Genomic DNA, 20,388 nt, shown 5'->3' with positions numbered 1-20,388 from the left:
ACGAGGAGGCACCACCGTGTACGACGGCATCGTTCAAGACCTGATCGACGAGTTCGGCCGGTTGCCGGGCATCGGCCCGAAATCAGCGCAGCGCATCGCGTTCCACATCCTGCAAACGCAGAACTTCGACGTGTCGAGGCTCGCCGAACTCCTCGGCGAGGTGCGCGAGAAGGTGCGCTTCTGCGAAGTGTGCGGCAACCTCACGGAGCAGGAGCGCTGCTCCATCTGCCGCGACCCGCGACGTGACGAGAGCCTCATCTGCGTCGTCGAAGAACCGAAGGACGTGGTGGCGATCGAACGCACGCGCCAGTTCCGCGGCCTGTATCACGTACTCGGCGGCGCCATCAGCCCGATCGACGGCATCGGCCCCGATGATCTCAGCATTCCCGCGCTCATGCGGCGCATCGGTGAGAACCAGGTGCAGGAAGTGATCATCGCGACCGACCCGAACCTCGAAGGCGAGGCCACCGCTGCGTACCTTTCGCGGTTGCTCACGACCATCGAGGTTCCGGTCTCGCGGTTGGCGTCGGGCCTCCCCGTGGGGGGAGACCTCGAATTCGCCGACGAGGTGACGCTCGGTCGCGCCTTCGAGGGCAGACGTAAAGTGGAGTAACCGGTGACATCACCCGAACCCCTGGTCCGGTAGACTGAGCGTTCGGCTCGGATATTCAGGAGGAACCCGCGTGGCGTTGATCGTGCAGAAATTCGGGGGCTCGTCCGTAGCCGACGCTGAGAGCATCAAACGCGTCGCCAAGCGCATCGTCGAGGCACGCCGCGGCGGCAACGAGGTCGTCGTCGCCGTCAGCGCCATGGGCGACACCACCGATGAACTGCTCGAGCTCGCCGACGCGTGCACGCCGATTCCGGCTCCCCGAGAGCTCGACATGCTCCTCACCGCGGGTGAGCGCATCTCGATGGCTCTGCTCGCCATGACCATCAAGGGCATGGGAATCGAGGCGCTCTCGTTCACCGGCAGCCAGGCCGGCATGATCACCACGGCCGAGCACGGCTCCGCCAAGATCGTCGACGTGACCCCCGGCCGCGTGCGCGAGGCCCTCGACCAGGGTGCCGTGGCGATCGTCGCCGGCTTCCAGGGCTTCAGCAGAGATTCACGAGACATCACCACCCTGGGCCGTGGCGGATCCGACACGACCGCGGTCGCACTCGCCGCCGCCCTCGGGGCCGACGTGTGCGAGATCTACACCGACGTCGACGGCATCTTCACCACCGATCCCCGCGTCGTTCCACTCGCCCGCAAGATCGACGCCATCACCGCGGAGGAGATGCTCGAACTCGCGGCCTCCGGAGCGAAGGTGCTTCACCTGCGCGCCGTTGAATACGCGCGCCGTCATGGCGTCGTGCTGCACGTCCGCTCATCGTTCTCCGACGAGCCGGGCACCATCGTCTACGACCCCGCCAAGGGGCATCCGAAGGGAGATCAGGTGGAAGAGCCGATCATCACCGGCATCGCCGCTGAGAAGAGCGAAGCGAAGGTCACCGTCGGCGGCGTGCCGGACATTCCGGGCAAGGCCGCGCAGATCTTCGAGATCGTGGCGAAGACGCACGCGAACATCGACATGATCGTGCAGAACGTCTCAGCAGCGCAGACCAACCGCACCGACATCTCCTTCACCGTGCCGCTCGGCGACGGACGCAAGGTGATCGAAGCGCTCGAGGCGGAACGCGAGTCGTTGGGCTTCGAGAGCCTGCAGTACGACGACCAGATCGCCAAGGTCGCGGTCGTGGGCGCTGGGATGCGAACGAGCACCGGCGTCTCGGCGCAGCTCTTCCGCGCGCTCTACGAGGCCGACATCAACATCGAGATGATCTCGACGTCCGAGATCCGCATCTCGGTCGTCACGCGCGCCGATCTGCTCGACAAGGCGGTTCGCGTGCTCCACACCGCATTCGGCCTGGACGCGGACACCGAAGCAACGGTGTACGCCGGCACCGGCCGGTAGTCTCCCCGGCGAAACACAGAACAGGATCTCGAAACACATGGCTGCACAGCAGGGACTCTCGGTCGCCGTCGTCGGCGCAACCGGTCAGGTGGGCGCGGTGATGCGCCGTTTGCTCGATGAGCGCGACTTCCCGATCGCGAGCATCCGCTTCTTCTCGAGCGCGCGCTCGGCGGGATCGACGCTCGCCTTCCGCGGCGAGGACATCGTCGTCGAAGACGTCGCCACCGCCGACAAGAGCGGCATCGATATCGCGCTCTTCTCCGCCGGCGGAGCCGCATCCAAGCAATACTCCCCGGAGTTCGCGGCCGCGGGCGCGATCGTCATCGACAACTCGAGCGCCTGGCGTCTCGATCCCGAGGTGCCGCTCGTCGTCAGCGAGGTGAACCCTCACGCGATCGCCGAGGCGCGCAAGGGTATCATCGCGAACCCGAACTGCACCACGATGGCGGCGATGCCCGTGATGAAGGCGCTCGACGCCGAGGCGGGGCTCGAGCGACTCGTGGTGACCACGTTCCAGGCCGTCTCCGGTTCGGGTCTCGTGGGCGCCCGTGAGCTGGCCGGTCAAGCAGAGGCGGCCGTGCAGTCGGGCAGCCTCGAGCAGCTCGTGCACGACGGTGAGGCTATCGACTTCCCGGCTCCCGAGGTCTACACCAAGACCATCGCGTTCAATGTGCTTCCGCTCGCCGGTTCGATCGTCGAAGACGGCGAGGGGGAGACGGACGAGGAGAAGAAGCTCCGCAACGAGAGCCGGAAGATCCTCGAGCTTCCCGAACTCCGGGTGGCCGGAACGTGCGTGCGCGTTCCCGTGTTCACCGGTCACTCGCTGTCGATCAGCGCGGAATTCTCGCGCGAGATCACGGCCGACCGCGCCCGCGAGGTGCTCGCAGAGGCCCCGGGCGTCGAGCTGAGCGACGTTCCCACTCCGCTCGAGGCTGCGGGAAAGGATCCCTCGTTCGTCGGGCGCATTCGCGCCGACCAGTCCGCCCCCGAGGGGCGCGGCCTCACGCTCTTCATCTCGAACGACAACCTCCGCAAGGGCGCCGCGCTGAACGCGGTGCAGATCGCGGAACTCATCGCGCAGCAGCGCGCAGCGTAACCCGCTCGCTGCACAGCGGAGGCCCCGGGAGTCGTGAGAACGAACTCCCGGGGCCTCCGCTCGTCTGGGCGAATGCGCCCGACGAGCATCGACTACGGCGACTCGAGGGTGAGCAGCGAAGCTTCGGGGCGGCACGCGAACCGCACCGGAGCGTAGATCGAATTGCCCAGGCCGGCGCTCACGTTCAAGAACGCCGCGCGGTGCGCATCGAACCAGACGCTCAGACCCCGCGCCTGCTCCGTCGGGAGATCGCAGTTCGCGGTGAGTGCGCCGACGCCCGGTACGCGTACCTGACCTCCGTGCGTGTGGCCGGCGAAGATCACGTCTGATCCCTCCGTCAGAAGCGCTCCGAGAGCCTCCTGGTAGGGCGCGTGCACGACGCCGAGGCGCACGGATGCAGCATCATCTCCGTCACCGTTCTCCCCCTGCGAAGACAGCGCTGCGGCGGCGGCGCGCATCCGGTCGGGGTCGTCATATCGAATATGCGGGTCGTTCAAGCCGAGCAGCTCGACTCGGCTCCCGCGGATCGTGAGCCGAGTCGCGCTGTTGTTGAGATCGATCGCCCCCAGATCGGTGAGCGCGCGGGTGATCGCGACATTGTCGAGATCGGGCGTGCGCGTGCTCCGTCGACTCGGCTCGAGCAGGTACTTCATCGGGTTCTTGAAGAGCGGGCCGTAGTAGTCGTTCGAACCGTGCACGAACACCGAAGGCGTGTGCGCCACCAGCGGCCGCAGCGCATGCACCAGGGCCGGCAGAGCCTCGCGGTGACCCATGAGGTCGCCGGTGAGCACCACGAGGTCCGGGCGCAGCTCGGAGAGCGAGCGGACCCAATCGACCTTCTGCGCCTGCCAGGGCGCGAGATGCAGATCGGAGAGCTGCAGGACGCGGATCGGGGTTCGCGCCTCGGGGAGTACCGGCAGCGCGTGCCTGCGCACCGTGAAGAGCCGTCGCTCGATGAGGGTGGACCAGGTCAGTACGCCGACGGCGGCCGCTCCGAGAACGGCCGCCGTCGAACGTGCGGGATGCGAAGTCAAGCTCAGTCCTTCTTGCTGCAGGCGAGGGTCAGCGTCACCGTATCGCTCCGGTTCGCCTCGCTGCCGCTATCGGGGCTCACCGAGAGCACCTTGTTCGACTTCGGATTCGAGCTGCTGCCGGAGCCGCAGGTGAACTCCACACTGCCGAACCCGGCACCGTTCAACGCGGACTTTGCATTGTTGCCGGTCTGCCCGACGAGGCCGTCCGGAATCTTCGAGGCTTTCCCGTTACTGCTGTAGAGCGTGACGCCGGAGCCGAGCCCCACGGACGCCCCTGCTTCAGGATCCGTCCGCGCCGCACGTCCCTCGGACTCGGCCGAGTCGACGTCACCGCCGTCGCTCACCGAGAAGCCGAGCTGCGTCAGCATGTCGGTCGCTTCCTCGATCGACTTGCCCTTCACATCGGGCACGGAGACCATGGTCTGGCGAATCGCGGCCTCATCCGGCTCAGGGAAGGCTTCCCCGCCGTACTTGGCATCCGCCGTGTTCATGATGGCGGGCCAGATCGTCTGATCCGCATACATCAGGTTGCCGAAGCCCATGGTCGAAACACGCGCGCAGGTGTCGGGGTTGTTCGGGTCGCTGCAGAACGGATCCGCGTTGCCCACCCAGGTGGCGGTTGCGACCTTCGTGCTCGCACCGACCGTCCAGTTGTCGATCACGTCGTCGGTGGTACCGGTCTTGGCGAGGTGCGGCACGCCGGTCGACGACAGAGCGTGGTCGGCGAGCCCTCGGGTCACGGCGTTCTCCAGGGCGAATGCCACACCTGCGGCCACCTCGGGTGCGATCGCCTGCGAGCACTCGCTCTTCGTGAAGGGCACCTGCTCGCCGGCGTCGTCGACGATCGACTCGATCGGCACCGGGGTGCAGACGGTTCCGTCGCCGGCGAACGCGCCGTACGCCGCAGCCATGGTGATCGGTGCGATCTCGTCGACGCCGCCGTAGGTGTTCGAGGGCACCATGGAGAGGTCGCGGGGGCTGTTCGAAAGCGTCGGGACCTTCGTCTTGCCGAGCTGATCCGGCGGCGCCATCCCCTGGTCGATCTCCTCCTGCGACCATACGGGCAGGTCGGAGGCTCGATGGATGCCGAGCGAGCGAGCCATCTCGAAGGTGCCGCAGAGATCCATCTTCTGCTGCATCGACACGATGCCGCCGTTGATGGAGTTCGCGATGGTCGTGAGCACCGACTGATTTCCCTTGATGCCCTCGTTGTCGTTCGAGAAGTCGAACGTGCCGTAGCTGTAGACGCCGTCCGGCATGCAGCTCGCGGGGAACGACTGCAGGGGCACGCCCTTGCGGCTGTTCACGTTGACGATGTCGCGCACCGAGTGGCCCGTGCGAATCCACTCGGCGAGCGTGATCGGCTTGAAGGTCGACCCGACCTGGAAGCCGCTCGAGCCGCCGAGCTCCTCGTCCGTGTTGTAGTTCACGGTCGTGTACTCGGGGTTCTCCTTCAAGAACGACTCGGCGTTGTTGAACGGCCGGTTCTGAACCATGGCGCGCACCTTGCCGGTGCCGACCTCGACGCTGCTCGATGCCGATCCGACCTTGATGCCGTCCATCAGTGCGGGCACCGTGTTCCGCGTCGCCTCGTTGCCGGCGGCCTGCATGTCGAGATCGATCGTCGTGTAGATCTTGTAGCCGCCGCGGCTGAAGTTGAACTCGCGCTCCGTCGGCGTATCGCCGAAGTTGGGGTCGGCCTTGATGTACCGCTGCACGTAGTCGCAGAACGCTCCGAGCCCGTGATTCTGCTCGGCGACGTTGCATCCCTGCACGCGCGGGGTGATGTTCGGGGTCACTGCCGTCGCGAAGGCCTCGTCGTACTGCGCCTGCGTGATCTTCCCGTGGCTGAGCATGCTCTTGAGGATCTTGTTTCGGCGCTCCGTGTTCGCCGGAATGTTCTCCTCGACGTCGATCTGCAGCTCCGACGGATTGTTCACGATCGCGACGAGGCTCGCAGACTCGGCGAGCGTCAGATCCGCAGAGGACTTGCCGTAGTAGTACTTCGCCGCCGACTCGATGCCGTAGATCTGGCGGCCGAACAGCGCGATGTTCAGGTAGCCCAGCAGGATCTCGTCCTTCGGGTACTTCTTCTCGATGGAGATCGCGTACTTCATCTCCTTGAGCTTGCGGTCCACATCCTGGCGCATCGCATCCTCGTAGGCCGCCTCCTGCGCCTCCTTATCGGGGATCGCGATGGCCTCCTGGATGAGCACGTTGCGCACGTACTGCATGGTGATCGTCGAGGCGCCCGAGAGGTTCTGCCCCGCGGCGTTCTGCAGCACCGCGCGCGCAGTCGCGAGCACGTCGACGCCGCCGTGGGTGTAGAAGCGCGGATCCTCCTCGGCGACCGCGGCGTCCTTGACGAACTGCGGAATCTGATCCCAGCTCAGGGTCTCGCGATCCTGATCGTAGAACGTCGCGATCTCGATGTGCGAACCATCGTTCGCGGTCGCGTAGATCGTCGACGGTTCGGCGAGCTTGCCCGGATCGAGGTGGTCGGGCAGGCTCTCGAAAATGCCGACCGCCGATTTCGTCGCGGTACCGCTGAGGGCGACGACCGGAGTCACCGCTGCGGTGAGGAGCACGCCGGCGATCACGCTCATGGCGAGCGCGCCGAGGAGCCCCGCGAGGGCCCCTCCTGCGGTGCGCGGCTTCTGCGAGCGCACGCGCGAAGACTGAGATGTCTGACGGGTCATAGAATCAAGGGTAAGCGACGTAGCTGACAAAACAGCAACGCGCCGTCCGCGCTGCGACGACGCTGCTCGTCCGTATGCGCTGATGACCGTCAACCGAGGGAGATCCGCACGTGAGTGAATCCACCGAAGCCGCCCCGACCTGGGAGTACTTCGTGACGCCGCTGCTGCTGCACAACGAGGCGCAAATTCTGAACAACTGGGGTTCCCAGGGCTGGGAGCTCGTGCAAATCATCGAGGGCCCCGCAGGCGGCAACGTCGCGTACATGAAGAAGAGGAAGGCCTGACATGGCATCTGTGATCGAGGATCGGCTGCGCGAACTGGGGTACGAGGTTCCCGAGGTCGCTGCGGCGGTGGCCGCGTACGTTCCGGCACTGCGCGATGGCGACTACGTCTACACGGCCGGCCAGCTGCCGTTCGTGAACGGCGCTCTGCCCGAGACCGGCAAGGTCGGCACAGGGGACGGGTTGGTATCCCCTGAGCGCGCCGAGGAGCTCGCTCAGCTCTGCGCGCTCAACGCCCTCGCGGCAGCGCGCGGAGTCATCGGATCTCTCGACAAGATCTCCCAGGTCGTGAAGGTCACGGCCTTCGTGGCGTCCGATCCGTCATTCACCGGGCAGCCCGCGGTGGCGAACGGCGCCTCCATGTTCCTCGGGCGCGTGTTCGGCGACCTCGGCATCCACGTGCGCTCGGCCGTCGGCGTCGCGGTGCTCCCGCTCGACGCGCCCGTCGAGATCGAGTTCGTGTTCAAGGTGCAGGACTGACACGGCGAACGAACGACGCTGATACGCGGCAGAGGCCGGGAACCCGTCTTGGGTGCCCGGCCTCTGCCGTCTCGCTGCGGTCTCAGGCGCCGCGTTCGCTGCGCACGCGATCCGAGATCGTCTGCATCACCGACGTATCCGCGAGCGTGGTCGTGTCGCCGACCTCGCGTCCCTCTGCGGCGTCCTTCAGAAGTCGCCGCATGATCTTTCCCGAGCGGGTCTTCGGGAGCTCGGAGACGATGAAGATCTGACGCGGGCGCGCGATCGCTCCGATCTGGGCGGCGACGTGCTTCTTCAGCTCGGGCTCCGCCTCCTCGAGCGACAGGATGCTCTGCTGGGACTTCAGGATCACGAAAGCCACCACCGCCTGACCCGTCGTCTCGTCGTCCGCACCGACCACCGCGGACTCCGCGACCGCGTGGTGCTCGACCAGCGCCGACTCGATCTCGGCGGTCGACAGGCGGTGGCCCGAAACGTTCATGACGTCGTCGACGCGGCCGAGCAGCCACACGTCGCCGTCATCGTCGAGGCGGGCGCCGTCGCCGGCGAAGTAGCGGTCGCCGAACTTCGCCCAGTAGGTGTCGATGAAGCGCTGATCATCTCCCCAGATCGTGCGCACCATCGAGGGCCAGGGGCGCTGCACGACGAGCAGGCCGCCCTGACCCTTGTCGACGGGCTCGCCGTCCTCTCCGACGACCGTCACGGAGATGCCGGGCTGGGGCACCTGCGCGCTGCCCGGCTTCAGAGACGTCAGCCCGGGCAGCGGCGAGATCATGATCGCGCCGGTCTCCGTCTGCCACCACGTGTCGACGATCGGTGCAGTACCCGCGCCGATGACCTCCCGGTACCAGCGCCAGGCCTCCGGGTTGATCGGCTCGCCGACGGAGCCGAGCACCCGGATCGATGAGAGATCGTACTGCTCGGGAACCTGGCGCCCCACCTTCATGCAGGCGCGGATCGCGGTGGGGGCGGTGTAGAAGATCGTGACGCCGTACTTCTGGATGATGGACCACCAGCGGCCCCAGTCGGGCGTCTCGGGAGTGCCCTCGTAGATCACCTGCGTCGCGCCGTTCGCGAGCGGCCCGTAGACCACGTAGCTGTGGCCGGTGATCCACCCGATGTCGGCCGTGCACCAGTAGACGTCGGTCTCGGGCTTCAGATCGAACACGTCGCGATGCGTCGTCGAGACCTGCGTGAGATACCCGCCGGAGGTGTGGAGGATGCCCTTCGGCTTTCCGGTCGTCCCCGAGGTGTAGAGGATGAAGAGCGGGTTCTCGGCGGGGAAGCCCTGAGCTTCGTGCTCACCGTCGAAGGCGGTGATCTCGCGGTGCCACCACAGGTCCCGATCCTCGTCGAACGCGACCTCGTTGCCGGCGCGTTCGACGACGAGCACGCGAGAGACCGTGCTGCCGCCGCCGTTCAACGCGAGCGCGTCGTCGACGGTCGGCTTCAGGGCCGACACGCGGCCCTTGCGCCAGCCGCCGTCCGCGGTGATCACGAGGCGGGCCTCGGCGTCGTCGATGCGTGCGCGCAGGCTCTCGGCGCTGAAGCCGCCGAACACGACGGAGTGCGCGGCGCCGAGTCGTGCAACGGCGAGCATCGCGATGACCGTCTCGGGAATCATCGGCATGTAGATGGCGACGCGATCGCCCGCCTCGACGCCGAGGCTCGTGAGCATGTTCGCGGCCCGCTTCACCTCATGGGTGAGCTCGGCGTAGGTCAGGGTGCGGGTGTCGCCCGGTTCGCCCTCGAAGTGGAGCGCGACCCGATCACCGTTGCCGGCGGCGACGTGGCGGTCGAGGCAGTTCGCCGCCACGTTCAGCTCGCCGTCCTGGAACCACTTCGCGAACGGCGGATTGGTCCAGTCGAGCACCTCGGTGAACGGCTTCGTCCACTGCAGGTTCTGCGCCTGTTCAGCCCAGTACCCCTCGGGATCCTGCGCAGCCTTCCAGTAGACGGACGAATCGGTGACGTTGGCCTGCTCACGGAACTCGGGACTCGGAGCATAGGTCTCCGGGGTCTCTCCCTCGGGGAGGTGGTGGCTTTCGATACTGCCGGTCTGATCGCTCATTGACGCCCTTATCTTCGATCGATTCCCGGGGCGATCGCTCGCTCCCGGCCCCTCAGTGACGCTCGGGATCCGTACGCTCCCGAAGCGCAGATCCAGGCTATACCTTTCGCCCGATTCGGTTCACCCTGCCGTCCAGTGCGCCGTTCGCTTCGCCGCTCACAGTGGTGTAGACGCCGGGTCTTCTCGCGTGTACGCACAGATTTCCCCTCGCGCACTTCTGCTTCGGAGGATCCTGCTCGGATAGGACCATGCCCTCCGCAGCGATTCCGGATCACCCGCCGTCCGTCGGCCCTGCGCACCCGGTGGCGACGCGATCGGCGGCGCTCAACCGCGCGGCGAGGCGTTCGTTCGGGGGCCTGCTGCCGCTGCTCGACGACCCCGAGCTCCGAGACCTCGTGGTGCAGGTGCGCGACGGCGCAGCGCGACTCTGGTTGGACCGCTCCGGCGCGCTGCACGAGGTGCTCGACTGGGAGGCCGACCCGGAAGCCGTGCATCGTCTGGCCACCGGCCTGATCGCCGCCGGCGGGCGGCATCTCGACGAGCTCCACCCCTGCGCCGACGTGCGACTGGGCGACGGCATCCGCGTCCACGCAGTGCTGCCACCCATCGCGGTCGGCGGTGCGGCGGTGTCGATCAGGCTCCCGCGCATCTCGCCCCCGCGATTCCAGGAACTCGTCGCTGGAGGGCTCTGCACCACGAGCACCGCCGAGTTTCTGCGCAGGCTGATCGGCGACCGCCGCAATGTGCTCATCACGGGCGGCACCGGCAGCGGGAAGACCACGGTGCTGGCGGCGCTCCTCGATCTCTCCCCGTCGCACGAGCGCATCCTGACAATTGAGGATGTCGCCGAGCTGCGCCTTCGGCACCGGCACGCCGTGTCTCTGGAGACGCGACAGGCGAGTGCGGAGGGCATCGGCGAGATCTCGATAGATCGCCTGCTGAGAGAGGCGCTGCGCATGCGCCCCGACCGGATCGTGCTCGGCGAGTGCCGTGGCGCTGAGATCTCGACGCTGCTGGCCGCTCTGAACACGGGGCACGACGGCGGGGCCGGCACCCTGCACGCGAGTCGGCTGGAGGAGGTGCCGGCGCGCCTCGAGTCTCTGGGAGCGCTCGCGGGGTGGGGGCCGGAGGCGCTCGCTCGTCAGGCCGTGACCGCGCTCCACGCGATCGTGCACGTGGAGCGGGCAGCTCGCGGGCCCCGCGTGCGCGCCATCGGTGCATTGGAGCTGACGAGCGAGCGCCTGCTCGGGGTGCGAAGGGTGGTGGCGTAGCCGATGTGGAAGCGCCTTCGCGAGCTGATATACGCGCGGGCTTCTCGGGCGGGGGAGCTCGTCGCGGGCTCTGCGCAGGGAGCTCAGACGGAGCAGCGGAACGAGGCGACGGTGGTCGCCGAACGGGCGGCGGCGCTGCTGCGCGGGGGCGTGCCGCCCGCGCGAGCCTTCGCGGTGATCGCTGCGGACGCGTCCTCGACGTCGGCCACGGGCGTCATCGCCGCGAGAATCACCGACGGCGTTCCCATTCCCTCCGCCCTCGCAGCGAACGACGCTCCCGAGTGGCGCGTGCTGGCCGTCGCGTGGCGGCTCGCCGAAGAATGCGGCGCTCCGCTCGCTCCCGCGCTGCAGCGCATCGCCTACGCGCTGCGCGAGCTGGATCAGATGCGCGAACGGCGGTCCGTGCTTCTGGCCGGGCCGCGGGCGACGGTGCGGATGGTGGCGGCTCTGCCGATCCTCGCCCTGCTGCTCGGGGTGCTGCTCGGTTTTGACCCCGTGCCCGTGCTGCTCAGCCCGGCGGGGGCGGTCATCGCCAGTGTCGGCACGGGTCTGCTCGGAGTCGGAGTGCACTGGTCGCGAGTCATGCAGCGCCGTGCTGCGAACGACGACCAGATCGCCGGGCTCCCCTTCGAGCTCATGTGGGTGGCGCTCGGCGGAGGCGCCCCGCCTCCCGCGGCCGCACGGCACGTGGTCGACCGCGTGGATCACTACGGGGCCGAGTGGGTGCCTTTCGACGGCTTCTGCTCGGGAAGCTCACTGCACTCGACCCTCGCAGCCGCCGAGTCTGCCGGGGTGCCCATGCGACCTCTGCTGCTCGAACAGGCGGATGCCGAACGTGTGGCGTCCGCTGCGCGGCTGGAGCGCGAGGCGGAGCGCCTGGGTGTGCGCGTGCTGCTGCCGCTCGGAGTGTGCGTGCTGCCCGCGTTCATCGTGCTCGGCGTGGTTCCCGTGGTGCTGTCGATGTTCGGAGCCGTGTGATGACGACCGACTCGGTGCACTCCTCAGCGGGCATGGTGCCTCCCGATCGGCGTCACCATGGGCATGCCCGATACCGGGTCCCTCGTGATCCGATTCGGGAGACCGAATACCTCTTCGACGTGCGCGACGGTCATGACTTCTTGAGGAGTGCCGGTGACGTGCACGCGGCCGTTCTTCATGGCGACGAGTTCGTGAGAGTAGCGGGCCGCGAGATTCAGATCGTGCAGCACCATCACGATCGTCGTGCCTCGCGAGATGCTCAGGTCGGTGAGCAGGTCGAGCACCTCGATCTGGTGCGCCACGTCGAGATACGTCGTGGGTTCGTCGAGCAGCAGGATGTCGGTCTCCTGCGCGAGCGCCATCGCGATCCAGACCCGTTGACGCTGACCGCCGGAGAGCTCGTCGACGTTCCGATCCGCGAGCTCGACGATGCCGGTGGCGGCGAGCGCGTCGGCCACGACCTCGTAGTCATGCGTGCTCCAGCGCGAGAGCACCTTCTGGTGCGGATGTCGACCACGGCCCACGAGATCCGCAACCGCGATGCCTTCCGGAGCGACGGGCGATTGCGGAAGCAGGCCGAGAATTCGAGCGACCTCCCTGGTGGATCGGGCGTGCAGCGAGGCCCCGTCGAGAATGACCTGGCCCGATCGAGGGGCGAGCAAGCGCGCGAGCGCACGCAGCAGGGTCGACTTGCCGCAGCCGTTCGCGCCGACGATGGTCGTGATGCGACCGGGACTGATCTCCAGGTCGAGATCTCGAATGATGGTGCGGTCGCCGTACCCGAGCGTCACGGCGTCCGCACTCAGCGTGCGCGCTTCGGTCACAGGGCTCCTCCCGAGCGGTTCGTGCGAATGAGGAGATACATCAGATAGGGAGCTCCGAGGACACCGGTGATGACGCCCACCGGGTAGCGCTCGCCGAAGGCGAACTGGCCGATGAGGTCGCTGCCGAGCACGAGCACGGCGCCCACGAGGGCACTCGGAATCAGCAGATTCGCTCCCGGCCCGGTGATCCGCGCCGCAATGGGACCCGCCATGAACGCGACGAACGCGATCGGCCCGGCGGCTGCGGTGGCGCAGGCCAGGAGCGTCACCGCGCCGAGGATGAGCAGCAGCCGCGTCAGGTTCACGCGTATCCCGAGGCCGGCTGCGGAGTCGTCGCCCAGTTGCAGCGCGCTCAGCGCGCGACCCTGCGCGAGCATGAGCGGAACGATGACGATCACGGCGACGAGGAGCGGCGCCGCTCGTTCCCATGAGGCGTTGTTCAGACTGCCGGTGAGCCACTGCATCGCGGTCTGGATATCCCAGGCTGCGGCGCGCGACAGCAGGTAGGAGATGATGCTCTGCAGCATCGCCGCGATGCCGATCCCGATAAGGATGAGTCGGGTGCCTGCGAACCCGCCTCTGATCGACAAGAGGTAGATCGCGCCCGCCGTGAGCAGGGCGCCGGCGAGCGCGAGTAGAGAGACCAGTGGCCCCTTCGCGGAGAATGCGATGATGCCGATGACGGCCGCGGCGCCGGCGCCGTTCGATATGCCGATGATGTCGGGTGATGCGAGCGGGTTGCGCAGCAATGTCTGGAAGCTCACGCCAGCAATGCCGAACGACACGCCCGTGAGCACGGCGAGCACGGAGCGCGGCAATCGCAGCTCGCCGACGGTGAAGGAGGCTCCCGGAACCGTCTCGCCGAAGAGCACGCGAAGCACCTCGCCGAGCGTGTAGAACGTGTTCCCGACCATGAGCGCGACAGTGAACAGCACGACCAGCAGCGCGGCGAGTGCGACCGTCGCGCGCGCGTGGCGGCGTCGGCGCGATCGACGGCCGACCACGATCGCGGCGATGTCGTCGGAGGTCGGAAGCCGATGCGCGCGGGCGGTTCCAGTCGATCTGTTCACAGTTCTCGAACTTTCTGACGCCGCACGATCCAGATGAAGAATGGCGCGCCGATGATCGCAGTGATGATGCCGACCTGAATCTCCTCCGATGCCGGCGACACGAGCCGGCCGATGACGTCGCTCATGAGGAGCAGGCCGGCGCCCGCCAGTGCCGAGAATGGAAGCAACCAGCGGTGGTCGGTGCCGATCAGCATTCGACATACATGGGGAATGACCAGGCCGACGAAGCCGATCGGTCCGGCGATCGCCGTCGCAGCACCCGCGAGGATGACCGCTCCGAGCGCGGAGACCAGACGAGTTCGGAGCACGTGCTCGCCGAGCCCCCGGGCCATGTCGTCGCCGAGTGCGAGCGAGTTCATTCCTCTCGCGCTCACGAAGCAGATCAGCGCTCCCAACGCGAGCACGGGCGCCGTGATCGCGATGCGGGGCCACTCCGCACCTCCGACTCCGCCGATCTGCCAGGACTGGAACGCCTGCAGCACGTCGACGCGCGGCAGCATGACGGCGTTGATGAGCGAGGCGCAGGCGGCCGAGGTCGCCGCCCCGGCGAGCGCGAGCTTCAGCGGAGTGGCACCGCCGCGCCCGATCGAACCGACCGTGTAGACGAAGGTCGCCGCGATCGCGGCTCCTGCGATCGCGAGCGTCATCTGGCCGTAGGGGTCTCTGATGCTCAAGAAGGCGAGACCGAATACGACGGCGAGCGAGGCTCCGTTGGAGACGCCCAGAATGCCCGGTTCGGCGATCGGATTGCGGGTGACCGCCTGCATCGTCGCGCCGGAGAGCGCGAGGGCCGCACCGATGAGAAGCGCGAGAACGGTGCGGGGGATCCTCTTCACGATGGCCGCCGTTGCGAGCGTGTCGTCTGTTCCGGCGAGCGCGGCGACGATGTCGCCGAGGGACACCTCTCGAACGCCGAAGCTCACCGACAGCGCGCACAGCAGGATCAGCGAGACCGCTCCGACGAGCAGCCAGAGGGTGCGGGCCCACGTCGGCCGCCGCAGGACTGCGGTGACCGGCGTGGGAGCGGTGGCGGCGGACACGGATCTACTGCGAAGATGCGACGCGGAGCGTCACTTCTCGAGCGGAGCTGCGAGCATCGCGAGGTAGTCGCTGAGTCCCCAGGGGATCGATAGCGGAGACGGATTCGCGGACGCAGCGATCGGCGTGGCGTCGGGAAGGATCGCGATGCGGCCTTCGGCGATCGCTGGAATCTTCGACAGCAGAGGATCGGCTTGGAGCGTCGCGATCAGTGAGTCGTCGCCGTACGTCACGAACATATCGACATCGGAGAACTTGTCGGCGTCCTCCGCGCTCACCGTCAGGTAGAACTCGTCGCTGTCCGCGTTCTCCTCGACGATCGAGGGGAGTGGTAGGCCGAGGTCGTCGTGCAGATAGCCGGGGCGCGTGTCGGCTGCGGTGTAATAGCCCAACTGACTGAGATCGGACGGGTCGACGTACGCGAAGAGCACCTTCTTGTCCTTGAGGATGCTGTGCTCTTCGAGCGATGCGGCGGCGTCGGATTCCAACTGATCCACGAGAGCGTCGCCCTCTGCGCCGAGCCCGAGGGCGGCTGAGTTTATCTCGACCATCTCATCAACCGGAGTGCCCCACGGCACATCCGGGTATGCGACGACGGGAGCGATCTTCGAGAGTGTGTCGTACTCCTCCTGCGTGAGGCCGGAGTAGGACGCGAGGATGACGTCGGGCTGCGTGTCCGCGACGGCTTCGTAATCGATGCCGTCGGTCTCGTCGAAGAGGACGGGCGTTTCGCCGCCGAGTTCATCGAGCTTCTCCTCGACCCAGGGCAGAATTCCGTTGTCGTCGTCATCGCCCCATGTGGCCTTGCTCATCCCGACGGGCACGATCCCGAGCGCGAGCGGTACCTCGTGGTTCGCCCACGCGACGGCGGCGACCCGCTCGGGCTTCTCATCGATGGTGGTCTCGCCGTACACGTGCTGGATCGTGACGGGGAAGGCGTTGTCGTCGGCGGGATTGGCCTCCGCCGTCGAACCGGATTCGGGGGAGGAGGAAGAGCAGGCCGTGAGGCCGACCGCGAGTGCTGCGGCGATGCCGGCAGCAGCCAGAAGACGGGAAGTGCGCATGAGCGCTCCATTCGGGTCGAGGAAGGTGGTTGGACGCTGGAGGGCGTCGACGGCATTGACGGGCCTCGGTCAATGTAGCAGAAAGTTAGGCAAGCCTCATCTAGATCAGCTGTTACGCAGGTCGTCGGCTCGCGATGAACGGTCCCACGATCCGTAGTCCACAGCAGGCGAGAGTGGGATCGGAACTCCGGTTCTCCACAGTTCGCGCCGGCCCACGCATGTGCTCCGCCGCAATCCGTGAGGATGAGGGCACCGGCGACCGCCGGGGCCGTGCGAGGTCAAGGAGAGTTCCGATGCAGCCCACACTTCAGCTCGTGTCCGACCGAGGATCGACGCCCGAGCACAACGATCAGCAGCGTCGTCGAGCACACAAGACGCGGAAGCGCCGAGCAGTGAGCGCCGGGAGCCGCGCGCTCACCAGGGAGGTGCGAGAGCTCGCCGACGACGAGCGCGGAGCCGTCACCGCGGAGTACGCGATCGTCATCATGGCGCGATAACTGCATGCGCACACGACGGCCGTTTTCGATGTCGGACGCGGAGCGTACGATGCTGCGCATGAGTAGACCTGCACCGATCCGCCTCGACGCGGACACGTGGGTGATCATGCGCAGCGCGACGGATCACCCGACCGCGATCGTGAACCGCGTCACGGACACGACGGGGGAGGCGCGGTTCCTGGTGATGAAGTGGCACCTCGATCCGGCGCAGCGGCGCATGACGGGTATCTTCCCGACGCTCGAGCAGGCGGATGCCTCGGTGCTGTACGACAATGCGGCGCACATTGCGCATGCGCAGCGGAAGACGTCGGGGCCGCCGAATGGAGGCGGGCCGTTGCACACGTGAGCCTATAGCTTCTGCTCCGCGGAGAGGTCAACGGCTTACTCAGACGGTGTGCAGTGTTGCACTCTGGTCGCGTCGCCCCGGGCTACCGTGTACCCCATACATCAGCCGGCGTACGACAAAAGGACGGCCCCTCTCAGAACTCTAAGAGGGGCCGTCCGTCTTGTCTTACATCACGTCCGGGTTGTTCTTGATGAATCTCTCGGCTTCGTCCTCGCTGATTGCGATGAGCCCGCGTGGAGTGTTCGCGAGCGCGTTGAGCGCGAGGATCCACACCTTGCTCAGCTCGGGGTCCCTACTTCCAGAGAAGTGAAACCCCACCGTCATGTAAGGCGAGATCCATACGGACACACGGCCATCACCCTGGTCGTGTGACTTGTGCCAGCTGAGGAAGAACCTCTCATGCTTCTTAAGCTTCTGTCCAATCACGAACTGCAAGTGCGCGAGTAGTCGATCCTCGAACTCGTAATCCTGGCCCCCGTGTTTTAAATACCCCATGAGGAGCATTCTGGCACGGATAGCGGCGCGCGAACGGTTGGCGTGTAAATTGTTCCGCTCGAACCCAAACTTGCCGTAGAAGACAGATACGCCCCCGCTCAGCCCGGAGGCTAGGAGGGGGCGTATCGTTTGCTCGGATGGTTACGACGCGCTGGCGTAGCCTCGAAGAGAAGCAGGAATGGGCTGCGTGCGGAAATAGGCGGCCATGGAGGACCGGCTTATCGGGTACCCACGAAGTGCCCCCTTTTGTGACGCTTCCCAAGCTTCGATCCACGGAGTTTCGTGATGCGTCATCTCTCTCAGGGCCCAACCGGACATATCGCCGTAAGCGTCAATCACGCAGTTGATGAAGACGCGGTCGTCAGGGGAGACGTGTCTCAAATCGCCTCCCATTGAACGATCTAGCACGATCTTCCGACTATGAAAGCCATACAACGAAGCAACGACGGGGCCGTGCTTCCAAGCTTGAATTTCGTCCGTAAACAGTTCCCGTCCTCGAAGTGTCACACTCCAAGCCGTGCTGTAGTAAAGCAGCTTCTGAAGCTTGAGTGTCTCGACAGCGTGGCCGAGCTTTCTGAGTCGGTCGTAGATAAGATCCGAGACGTTGAGCACTGATTGGCTCGCGTTGGTGTAAGACATTCGACTTACCTCCTGCCTTCATCATATGTCTCGTAGTTGCAACTTTTATCGCAAATCACGTTTGTTGTCCAAGCATTTGTTTCGTTGTTCGGTCTGTGAGCAAAAGTAGCTCGACGGCCAAGATGATGATGTCGTCTGCTTGTTGCGGGAAAGGCTCTCCTGATACCGAATCAGCAGTAAGAAGCCCTATGGGTTCGCCACCGTTGGCTCCAACGCCCATCTGGCGAGCCTGCCGCCATCCCATTGGCCCGGACTTCTTGGCCTTTCGAGGAGCTGGTGACGATGGGGCGGACGACGTCAATGCTTCGAACATGTGCCGAGTCTCGGCACTTAGTTCATGTAGATTTTTAGGCTCGTGCCGACCGACTCCACACGAAGCGTAGCGGAGTGAAAGTGCTGTGTATTCCGAGGTCGTGCTGTCGCTCTCATCGGGCCCATCCTCAGCAGCGCTCGGAGTGTAAAGAGAAACCCGAACCTTTTCTACACCGATCCCCTCAAGGAAGTGGCGCGCAAGGTCGACGGCTGCTTCACGCAGAATGTCACCTACCTCAGGTGACCAATTGCTGATATTTCGATGGTGCTTCTGCATTAGCGATTTGACCATAGAAGCTGCAGCCTGAAAACCGTCCGATTTTGCGGTTCGCGCCTGCTCTCGTAGCTCTTCTTCTTTGCTCTTATCGATGCCAGAAGCGACAGCCAGCCACACCGCTGCAATGAAGCTGAGTACAAGCCCTAGCACTGTGAGGGTTGTCGCATTTCCGCTGTCGGCGTCGAATACCAACTTAGAGAACGCTGCAAGCAGGGTGCCGAAGGCGGCCAAGATGCCGACCCACATCTTGGTTCGCTGACGTCGCCACCACGGGGTTCGCGTGGACGCTGTGACTGCCGATGTGTTGCGCATGGCGCAGTCCTTTCCACAAGAAGACGCAGTATCAGCGAACTTAACACAGCTTGAGATAACACACTGCGATGCACCAGAAGACACCATGAACGCCCCCTCCCAGCCCGGAGGCTAGGAGGGGGCGTATCGAGGCGCGAGAGGTGCGGTCAGCTTTGCGCGTAGCGAGGTTCGTAGTGGGGCCGCGCGTCGGAGCCGAGCATCAACTTTTCGACGCTCGGCCAGCGATCTCCAAGCCACTGCGCTACTCGCTGATAGGCGAGGATTACGACGGCGGTCACGACGGCCTGCAGCAGCGCGAGGGCTGGCACCGACACGATGCCGGCCTCGCTGATGAGTCCGTCGACCCACTCGAGCGCCGCGGCGAGCAGCGGGATCGTCGCGACGAGCCGGGCGACGAGGACGCCGACGATTGCGGCCATGATGGTGCGCCGGTCCTGATTCTTCCGGTCGGTCTTGGTCTGGATGTTCACGGGCGGTCCTTCCGCAGGTCGAGGGTGTCTTCGATGTTGGTGAGCCGGTCTGCGGCGCCGCGGTCGGCCGTTCCGAGCTCGTCGATCTTGACGTGCAGTTCGCGCATCTCGCGGCCGCGCTCGATGTCGCGTTGGTCGAGCCTGCCGATGTCGCGGCGGATGCCGCGGATCTCGCCGAGCACCGCCGACTGGTTGTGGTCGATGTTGTCGCGCAGGTTGTACGGCTCGCCGTTCGGGAGCACGTGCGAGTTCGCGACTTGCTCTTTGACGGCCTCAGTCGATCGCTTCGTGCGGCGCGCATCGATCGTGACCTTGCTGATGAGAGCGACGACGACGCCCTGCATCGCGACGATGAGGGCGACCCAAATGGGTTCTGTCATCTGGACCGCCGCTCTAGCCACTGCCCGACAGCGATGATGCCACCGAGCACCACGAGACAGAGCGCGGCGACCAGCAGCATCATCACCGTCGCACTCATGCGTTCGGTATCGCCTTCAGCTCAGCCGCGGAGATGTCGGTGACCTTCGGGTTGAGGCTTCCGCGGCGAGCGTTCCACTCCGCCTTCGACATCTTCCGCTTCTTGCCGTCGACGTTTCGGATCAGGTAGATCGAACCCTGCCCATTCGTTGCGGCGTCGCGAACGTATGCGTGTCCTTGTTCAGCCATTTCGTCGTCCTCCTCGGTAATCAGCGCCGGTTTCGGCTTCGGTTTCGGTTTCGGCTTGGATGCGGTGCCAGTACCGCCCCCGGTGCGGAGCTGTTCCGCGCGGGCGATGACGCTCGGGAGCTTCCGCATCATGTACGGTCCCGGGCACTGGGTCGGCACGAAGTCCTGGTGCACTGCAATGCCGCTGCTCGTGCCGCGACGCACCGCGCCGAGACCGTACCGGCGGTACACGTCGGCGATCAGTCGGGCAAGTGCTTCCAGTGCGGAACTCGAGATCTCCCATGTGCCGTTGCGCACGCCCTGTGGACTGTTGCTGACCTCGACCGTGATGAAGCGATGGTCCGCCTGCGCACCGGCGGGATACCCAGCCATGCCGGACGTGAACGCGCGGTTCTCCTCGTCCACGTTCGGAATGATGATGCCGCTGTTGGGTCTGCTGCACGTTTAGGTGACAGATTAGTCAGGCAGCGAGTGCGACCTGCTCGTTCATGATGGCCTCGTACTCG

General features: G+C 65.9%; 22 protein-coding genes. 9 read left to right on the top strand and 13 right to left on the bottom strand.

Annotated elements, in window-relative coordinates:
- Positions 1–16 precede the first annotated feature (16 nt).
- The 3 genes from recR to PQI23_RS07700 all read left to right on the top strand — a co-directional run bounded on the left by recR (position 17) and on the right by PQI23_RS07700 (position 3,057).
- Entirely contained in the window at positions 17–613 is a 597-nt protein-coding gene (gene recR / locus PQI23_RS07710; protein WP_339973191.1) for a recombination mediator RecR, read from the top strand.
- Positions 614–683: 70 nt separating this feature from the next.
- Complete coding sequence (locus PQI23_RS07705) at positions 684–1,961, top strand: aspartate kinase (protein ID WP_339973189.1); 1,278 nt, start codon at positions 684–686, stop codon at positions 1,959–1,961.
- 37 nt (positions 1,962–1,998) lie between these two features.
- A complete protein-coding gene (locus PQI23_RS07700; RefSeq protein WP_339973187.1) occupies positions 1,999–3,057 on the top strand; it encodes an aspartate-semialdehyde dehydrogenase in 1,059 nt (352 codons plus the stop codon).
- Between the two features lie 92 nt (positions 3,058–3,149).
- Here the strand turns inward: PQI23_RS07700 and PQI23_RS07695 are convergent, their stop codons facing one another.
- Positions 3,150–4,091 carry a metallophosphoesterase gene (locus PQI23_RS07695; RefSeq protein ID WP_339973185.1) on the bottom strand — a complete coding sequence of 314 codons (942 nt, stop codon included), beginning with the start codon at positions 4,089–4,091 and terminating at the stop codon, positions 3,150–3,152.
- 2 nt (positions 4,092–4,093) lie between these two features.
- Entirely contained in the window at positions 4,094–6,790 is a 2,697-nt protein-coding gene (locus PQI23_RS07690; protein WP_339973183.1) for a transglycosylase domain-containing protein, read from the bottom strand.
- A 110-nt stretch (positions 6,791–6,900) separates the two neighbouring features.
- Here PQI23_RS07690 and PQI23_RS07685 point away from each other — a divergent pair, with 110 nt between their 5' ends.
- On the top strand, positions 6,901–7,074 hold the full coding sequence (locus tag PQI23_RS07685) for a DUF4177 domain-containing protein (protein ID WP_010154983.1): 174 nt from the start codon (positions 6,901–6,903) through the stop codon (positions 7,072–7,074).
- 1 nt (position 7,075) lies between these two features.
- Positions 7,076–7,552 carry a RidA family protein gene (locus PQI23_RS07680; RefSeq protein WP_339973178.1) on the top strand — a complete coding sequence of 159 codons (477 nt, stop codon included), beginning with the start codon at positions 7,076–7,078 and terminating at the stop codon, positions 7,550–7,552.
- An 82-nt stretch (positions 7,553–7,634) separates the two neighbouring features.
- On the opposite strand, the gene acs is transcribed toward PQI23_RS07680, so the two are convergent.
- On the bottom strand, positions 7,635–9,623 hold the full coding sequence (acs, locus tag PQI23_RS07675) for an acetate--CoA ligase (protein WP_339973176.1): 1,989 nt from the start codon (positions 9,621–9,623) through the stop codon (positions 7,635–7,637).
- 248 nt (positions 9,624–9,871) lie between these two features.
- Here acs and PQI23_RS07670 point away from each other — a divergent pair, with 248 nt between their 5' ends.
- Together PQI23_RS07670 and PQI23_RS07665 are read left to right on the top strand one after the other, a co-directional pair.
- Positions 9,872–10,894, top strand: a complete 1,023-nt coding sequence (locus PQI23_RS07670) for a CpaF family protein (protein WP_339973174.1) — start codon at positions 9,872–9,874, stop codon at positions 10,892–10,894.
- 3 nt (positions 10,895–10,897) lie between these two features.
- The gene (locus PQI23_RS07665; RefSeq protein WP_339973171.1) at positions 10,898–11,872 is read left to right on the top strand and encodes a type II secretion system F family protein; all 975 of its coding nucleotides are present in this window, start codon (positions 10,898–10,900) and stop codon (positions 11,870–11,872) included.
- A gap of 23 nt (positions 11,873–11,895) precedes the next feature.
- Here the strand turns inward: PQI23_RS07665 and PQI23_RS07660 are convergent, their stop codons facing one another.
- The 4 genes from PQI23_RS07660 to PQI23_RS07645 are packed head-to-tail and all read right to left on the bottom strand — an operon-like array spanning position 11,896 to position 15,868.
- Entirely contained in the window at positions 11,896–12,696 is an 801-nt protein-coding gene (locus PQI23_RS07660) for an ABC transporter ATP-binding protein (protein WP_339973169.1), read from the bottom strand.
- Positions 12,693–13,766 (bottom strand): FecCD family ABC transporter permease, encoded by a 1,074-nt coding sequence (locus tag PQI23_RS07655; RefSeq protein WP_339973167.1) that lies wholly within the window; start codon positions 13,764–13,766, stop codon positions 12,693–12,695. The genes PQI23_RS07660 and PQI23_RS07655 overlap by 4 nt, the downstream gene beginning before the upstream one ends.
- A complete protein-coding gene (locus tag PQI23_RS07650) occupies positions 13,763–14,806 on the bottom strand; it encodes a FecCD family ABC transporter permease (protein WP_339973164.1) in 1,044 nt (347 codons plus the stop codon). Before PQI23_RS07650 ends, PQI23_RS07655 begins: the two co-directional genes overlap by 4 nt.
- Positions 14,807–14,836: 30 nt before the next feature.
- Entirely contained in the window at positions 14,837–15,868 is a 1,032-nt protein-coding gene (locus PQI23_RS07645; protein ID WP_339973162.1) for an iron-siderophore ABC transporter substrate-binding protein, read from the bottom strand.
- A 293-nt stretch (positions 15,869–16,161) separates the two neighbouring features.
- On the opposite strand from PQI23_RS07645, the gene PQI23_RS07640 reads away from it, so the two are divergent.
- On the top strand, positions 16,162–16,365 hold the full coding sequence (locus PQI23_RS07640) for a DUF4244 domain-containing protein (RefSeq protein WP_339973159.1): 204 nt from the start codon (positions 16,162–16,164) through the stop codon (positions 16,363–16,365).
- Positions 16,366–16,423: 58 nt separating this feature from the next.
- Positions 16,424–16,711: a hypothetical protein gene (locus PQI23_RS07635; RefSeq protein ID WP_339973157.1), complete on the top strand. Its 288-nt coding sequence runs from the start codon at positions 16,424–16,426 to the stop codon at positions 16,709–16,711.
- Between the two features lie 165 nt (positions 16,712–16,876).
- Here PQI23_RS07635 and PQI23_RS07630 read toward each other — a convergent pair whose 3' ends face one another.
- The 6 genes from PQI23_RS07630 to PQI23_RS07605 form a co-directional block, all read right to left on the bottom strand.
- Positions 16,877–17,206, bottom strand: a complete 330-nt coding sequence (locus tag PQI23_RS07630) for a DUF7882 family protein (RefSeq protein ID WP_339973155.1) — start codon at positions 17,204–17,206, stop codon at positions 16,877–16,879.
- A 141-nt stretch (positions 17,207–17,347) separates the two neighbouring features.
- On the bottom strand, positions 17,348–17,845 hold the full coding sequence (locus PQI23_RS07625) for a Panacea domain-containing protein (RefSeq protein WP_339973153.1): 498 nt from the start codon (positions 17,843–17,845) through the stop codon (positions 17,348–17,350).
- A gap of 55 nt (positions 17,846–17,900) precedes the next feature.
- Positions 17,901–18,680: a hypothetical protein gene (locus tag PQI23_RS07620; protein ID WP_339973151.1), complete on the bottom strand. Its 780-nt coding sequence runs from the start codon at positions 18,678–18,680 to the stop codon at positions 17,901–17,903.
- A 212-nt stretch (positions 18,681–18,892) separates the two neighbouring features.
- Positions 18,893–19,216: a hypothetical protein gene (locus PQI23_RS07615; protein WP_339973149.1), complete on the bottom strand. Its 324-nt coding sequence runs from the start codon at positions 19,214–19,216 to the stop codon at positions 18,893–18,895.
- Positions 19,213–19,596, bottom strand: a complete 384-nt coding sequence (locus tag PQI23_RS07610; protein WP_339973147.1) for a hypothetical protein — start codon at positions 19,594–19,596, stop codon at positions 19,213–19,215. Before PQI23_RS07610 ends, PQI23_RS07615 begins: the two co-directional genes overlap by 4 nt.
- A gap of 94 nt (positions 19,597–19,690) precedes the next feature.
- The gene (locus PQI23_RS07605; protein ID WP_339973461.1) at positions 19,691–20,296 is read right to left on the bottom strand and encodes a peptidoglycan recognition protein family protein; all 606 of its coding nucleotides are present in this window, start codon (positions 20,294–20,296) and stop codon (positions 19,691–19,693) included.
- Positions 20,297–20,388 lie beyond the last annotated feature (92 nt).

It is taken from the genome of Leucobacter sp. USCH14 (assembly GCF_037619215.1).
Lineage (GTDB): Bacteria > Actinomycetota > Actinomycetes > Actinomycetales > Microbacteriaceae > Leucobacter.
The sequence above is the reverse complement of the archived record's forward strand: the minus strand, read 5'-3'. Positions and strand labels throughout refer to the sequence as shown.

Bases quoted from the DNA above. Each gene is read 5' to 3' on its own strand.
- PQI23_RS07630 (WP_339973155.1), bottom strand. From the start codon at position 17,206: ATGGGGTATTTAAAACACGGGGGCCAGGATTACGAGTTCGAGGATCGA.
- PQI23_RS07665 (WP_339973171.1), top strand. From the start codon at position 10,898: ATGTGGAAGCGCCTTCGCGAGCTGATATACGCGCGGGCTTCTCGGGCG.
- PQI23_RS07690 (WP_339973183.1), bottom strand. From the start codon at position 6,790: ATGACCCGTCAGACATCTCAGTCTTCGCGCGTGCGCTCGCAGAAGCCG.
- PQI23_RS07610 (WP_339973147.1), bottom strand. From the start codon at position 19,596: ATGACAGAACCCATTTGGGTCGCCCTCATCGTCGCGATGCAGGGCGTC.
- PQI23_RS07640 (WP_339973159.1), top strand. From the start codon at position 16,162: ATGCAGCCCACACTTCAGCTCGTGTCCGACCGAGGATCGACGCCCGAG.
- PQI23_RS07670 (WP_339973174.1), top strand. From the start codon at position 9,872: ATGCCCTCCGCAGCGATTCCGGATCACCCGCCGTCCGTCGGCCCTGCG.
- PQI23_RS07620 (WP_339973151.1), bottom strand. From the start codon at position 18,680: ATGTGGGTCGGCATCTTGGCCGCCTTCGGCACCCTGCTTGCAGCGTTC.
- PQI23_RS07700 (WP_339973187.1), top strand. From the start codon at position 1,999: ATGGCTGCACAGCAGGGACTCTCGGTCGCCGTCGTCGGCGCAACCGGT.
- PQI23_RS07625 (WP_339973153.1), bottom strand. From the start codon at position 17,845: ATGTCTTACACCAACGCGAGCCAATCAGTGCTCAACGTCTCGGATCTT.
- PQI23_RS07680 (WP_339973178.1), top strand. From the start codon at position 7,076: ATGGCATCTGTGATCGAGGATCGGCTGCGCGAACTGGGGTACGAGGTT.
- PQI23_RS07645 (WP_339973162.1), bottom strand. From the start codon at position 15,868: ATGCGCACTTCCCGTCTTCTGGCTGCTGCCGGCATCGCCGCAGCACTC.
- PQI23_RS07635 (WP_339973157.1), top strand. From the start codon at position 16,424: ATGAGTAGACCTGCACCGATCCGCCTCGACGCGGACACGTGGGTGATC.
- acs (WP_339973176.1), bottom strand. From the start codon at position 9,623: ATGAGCGATCAGACCGGCAGTATCGAAAGCCACCACCTCCCCGAGGGA.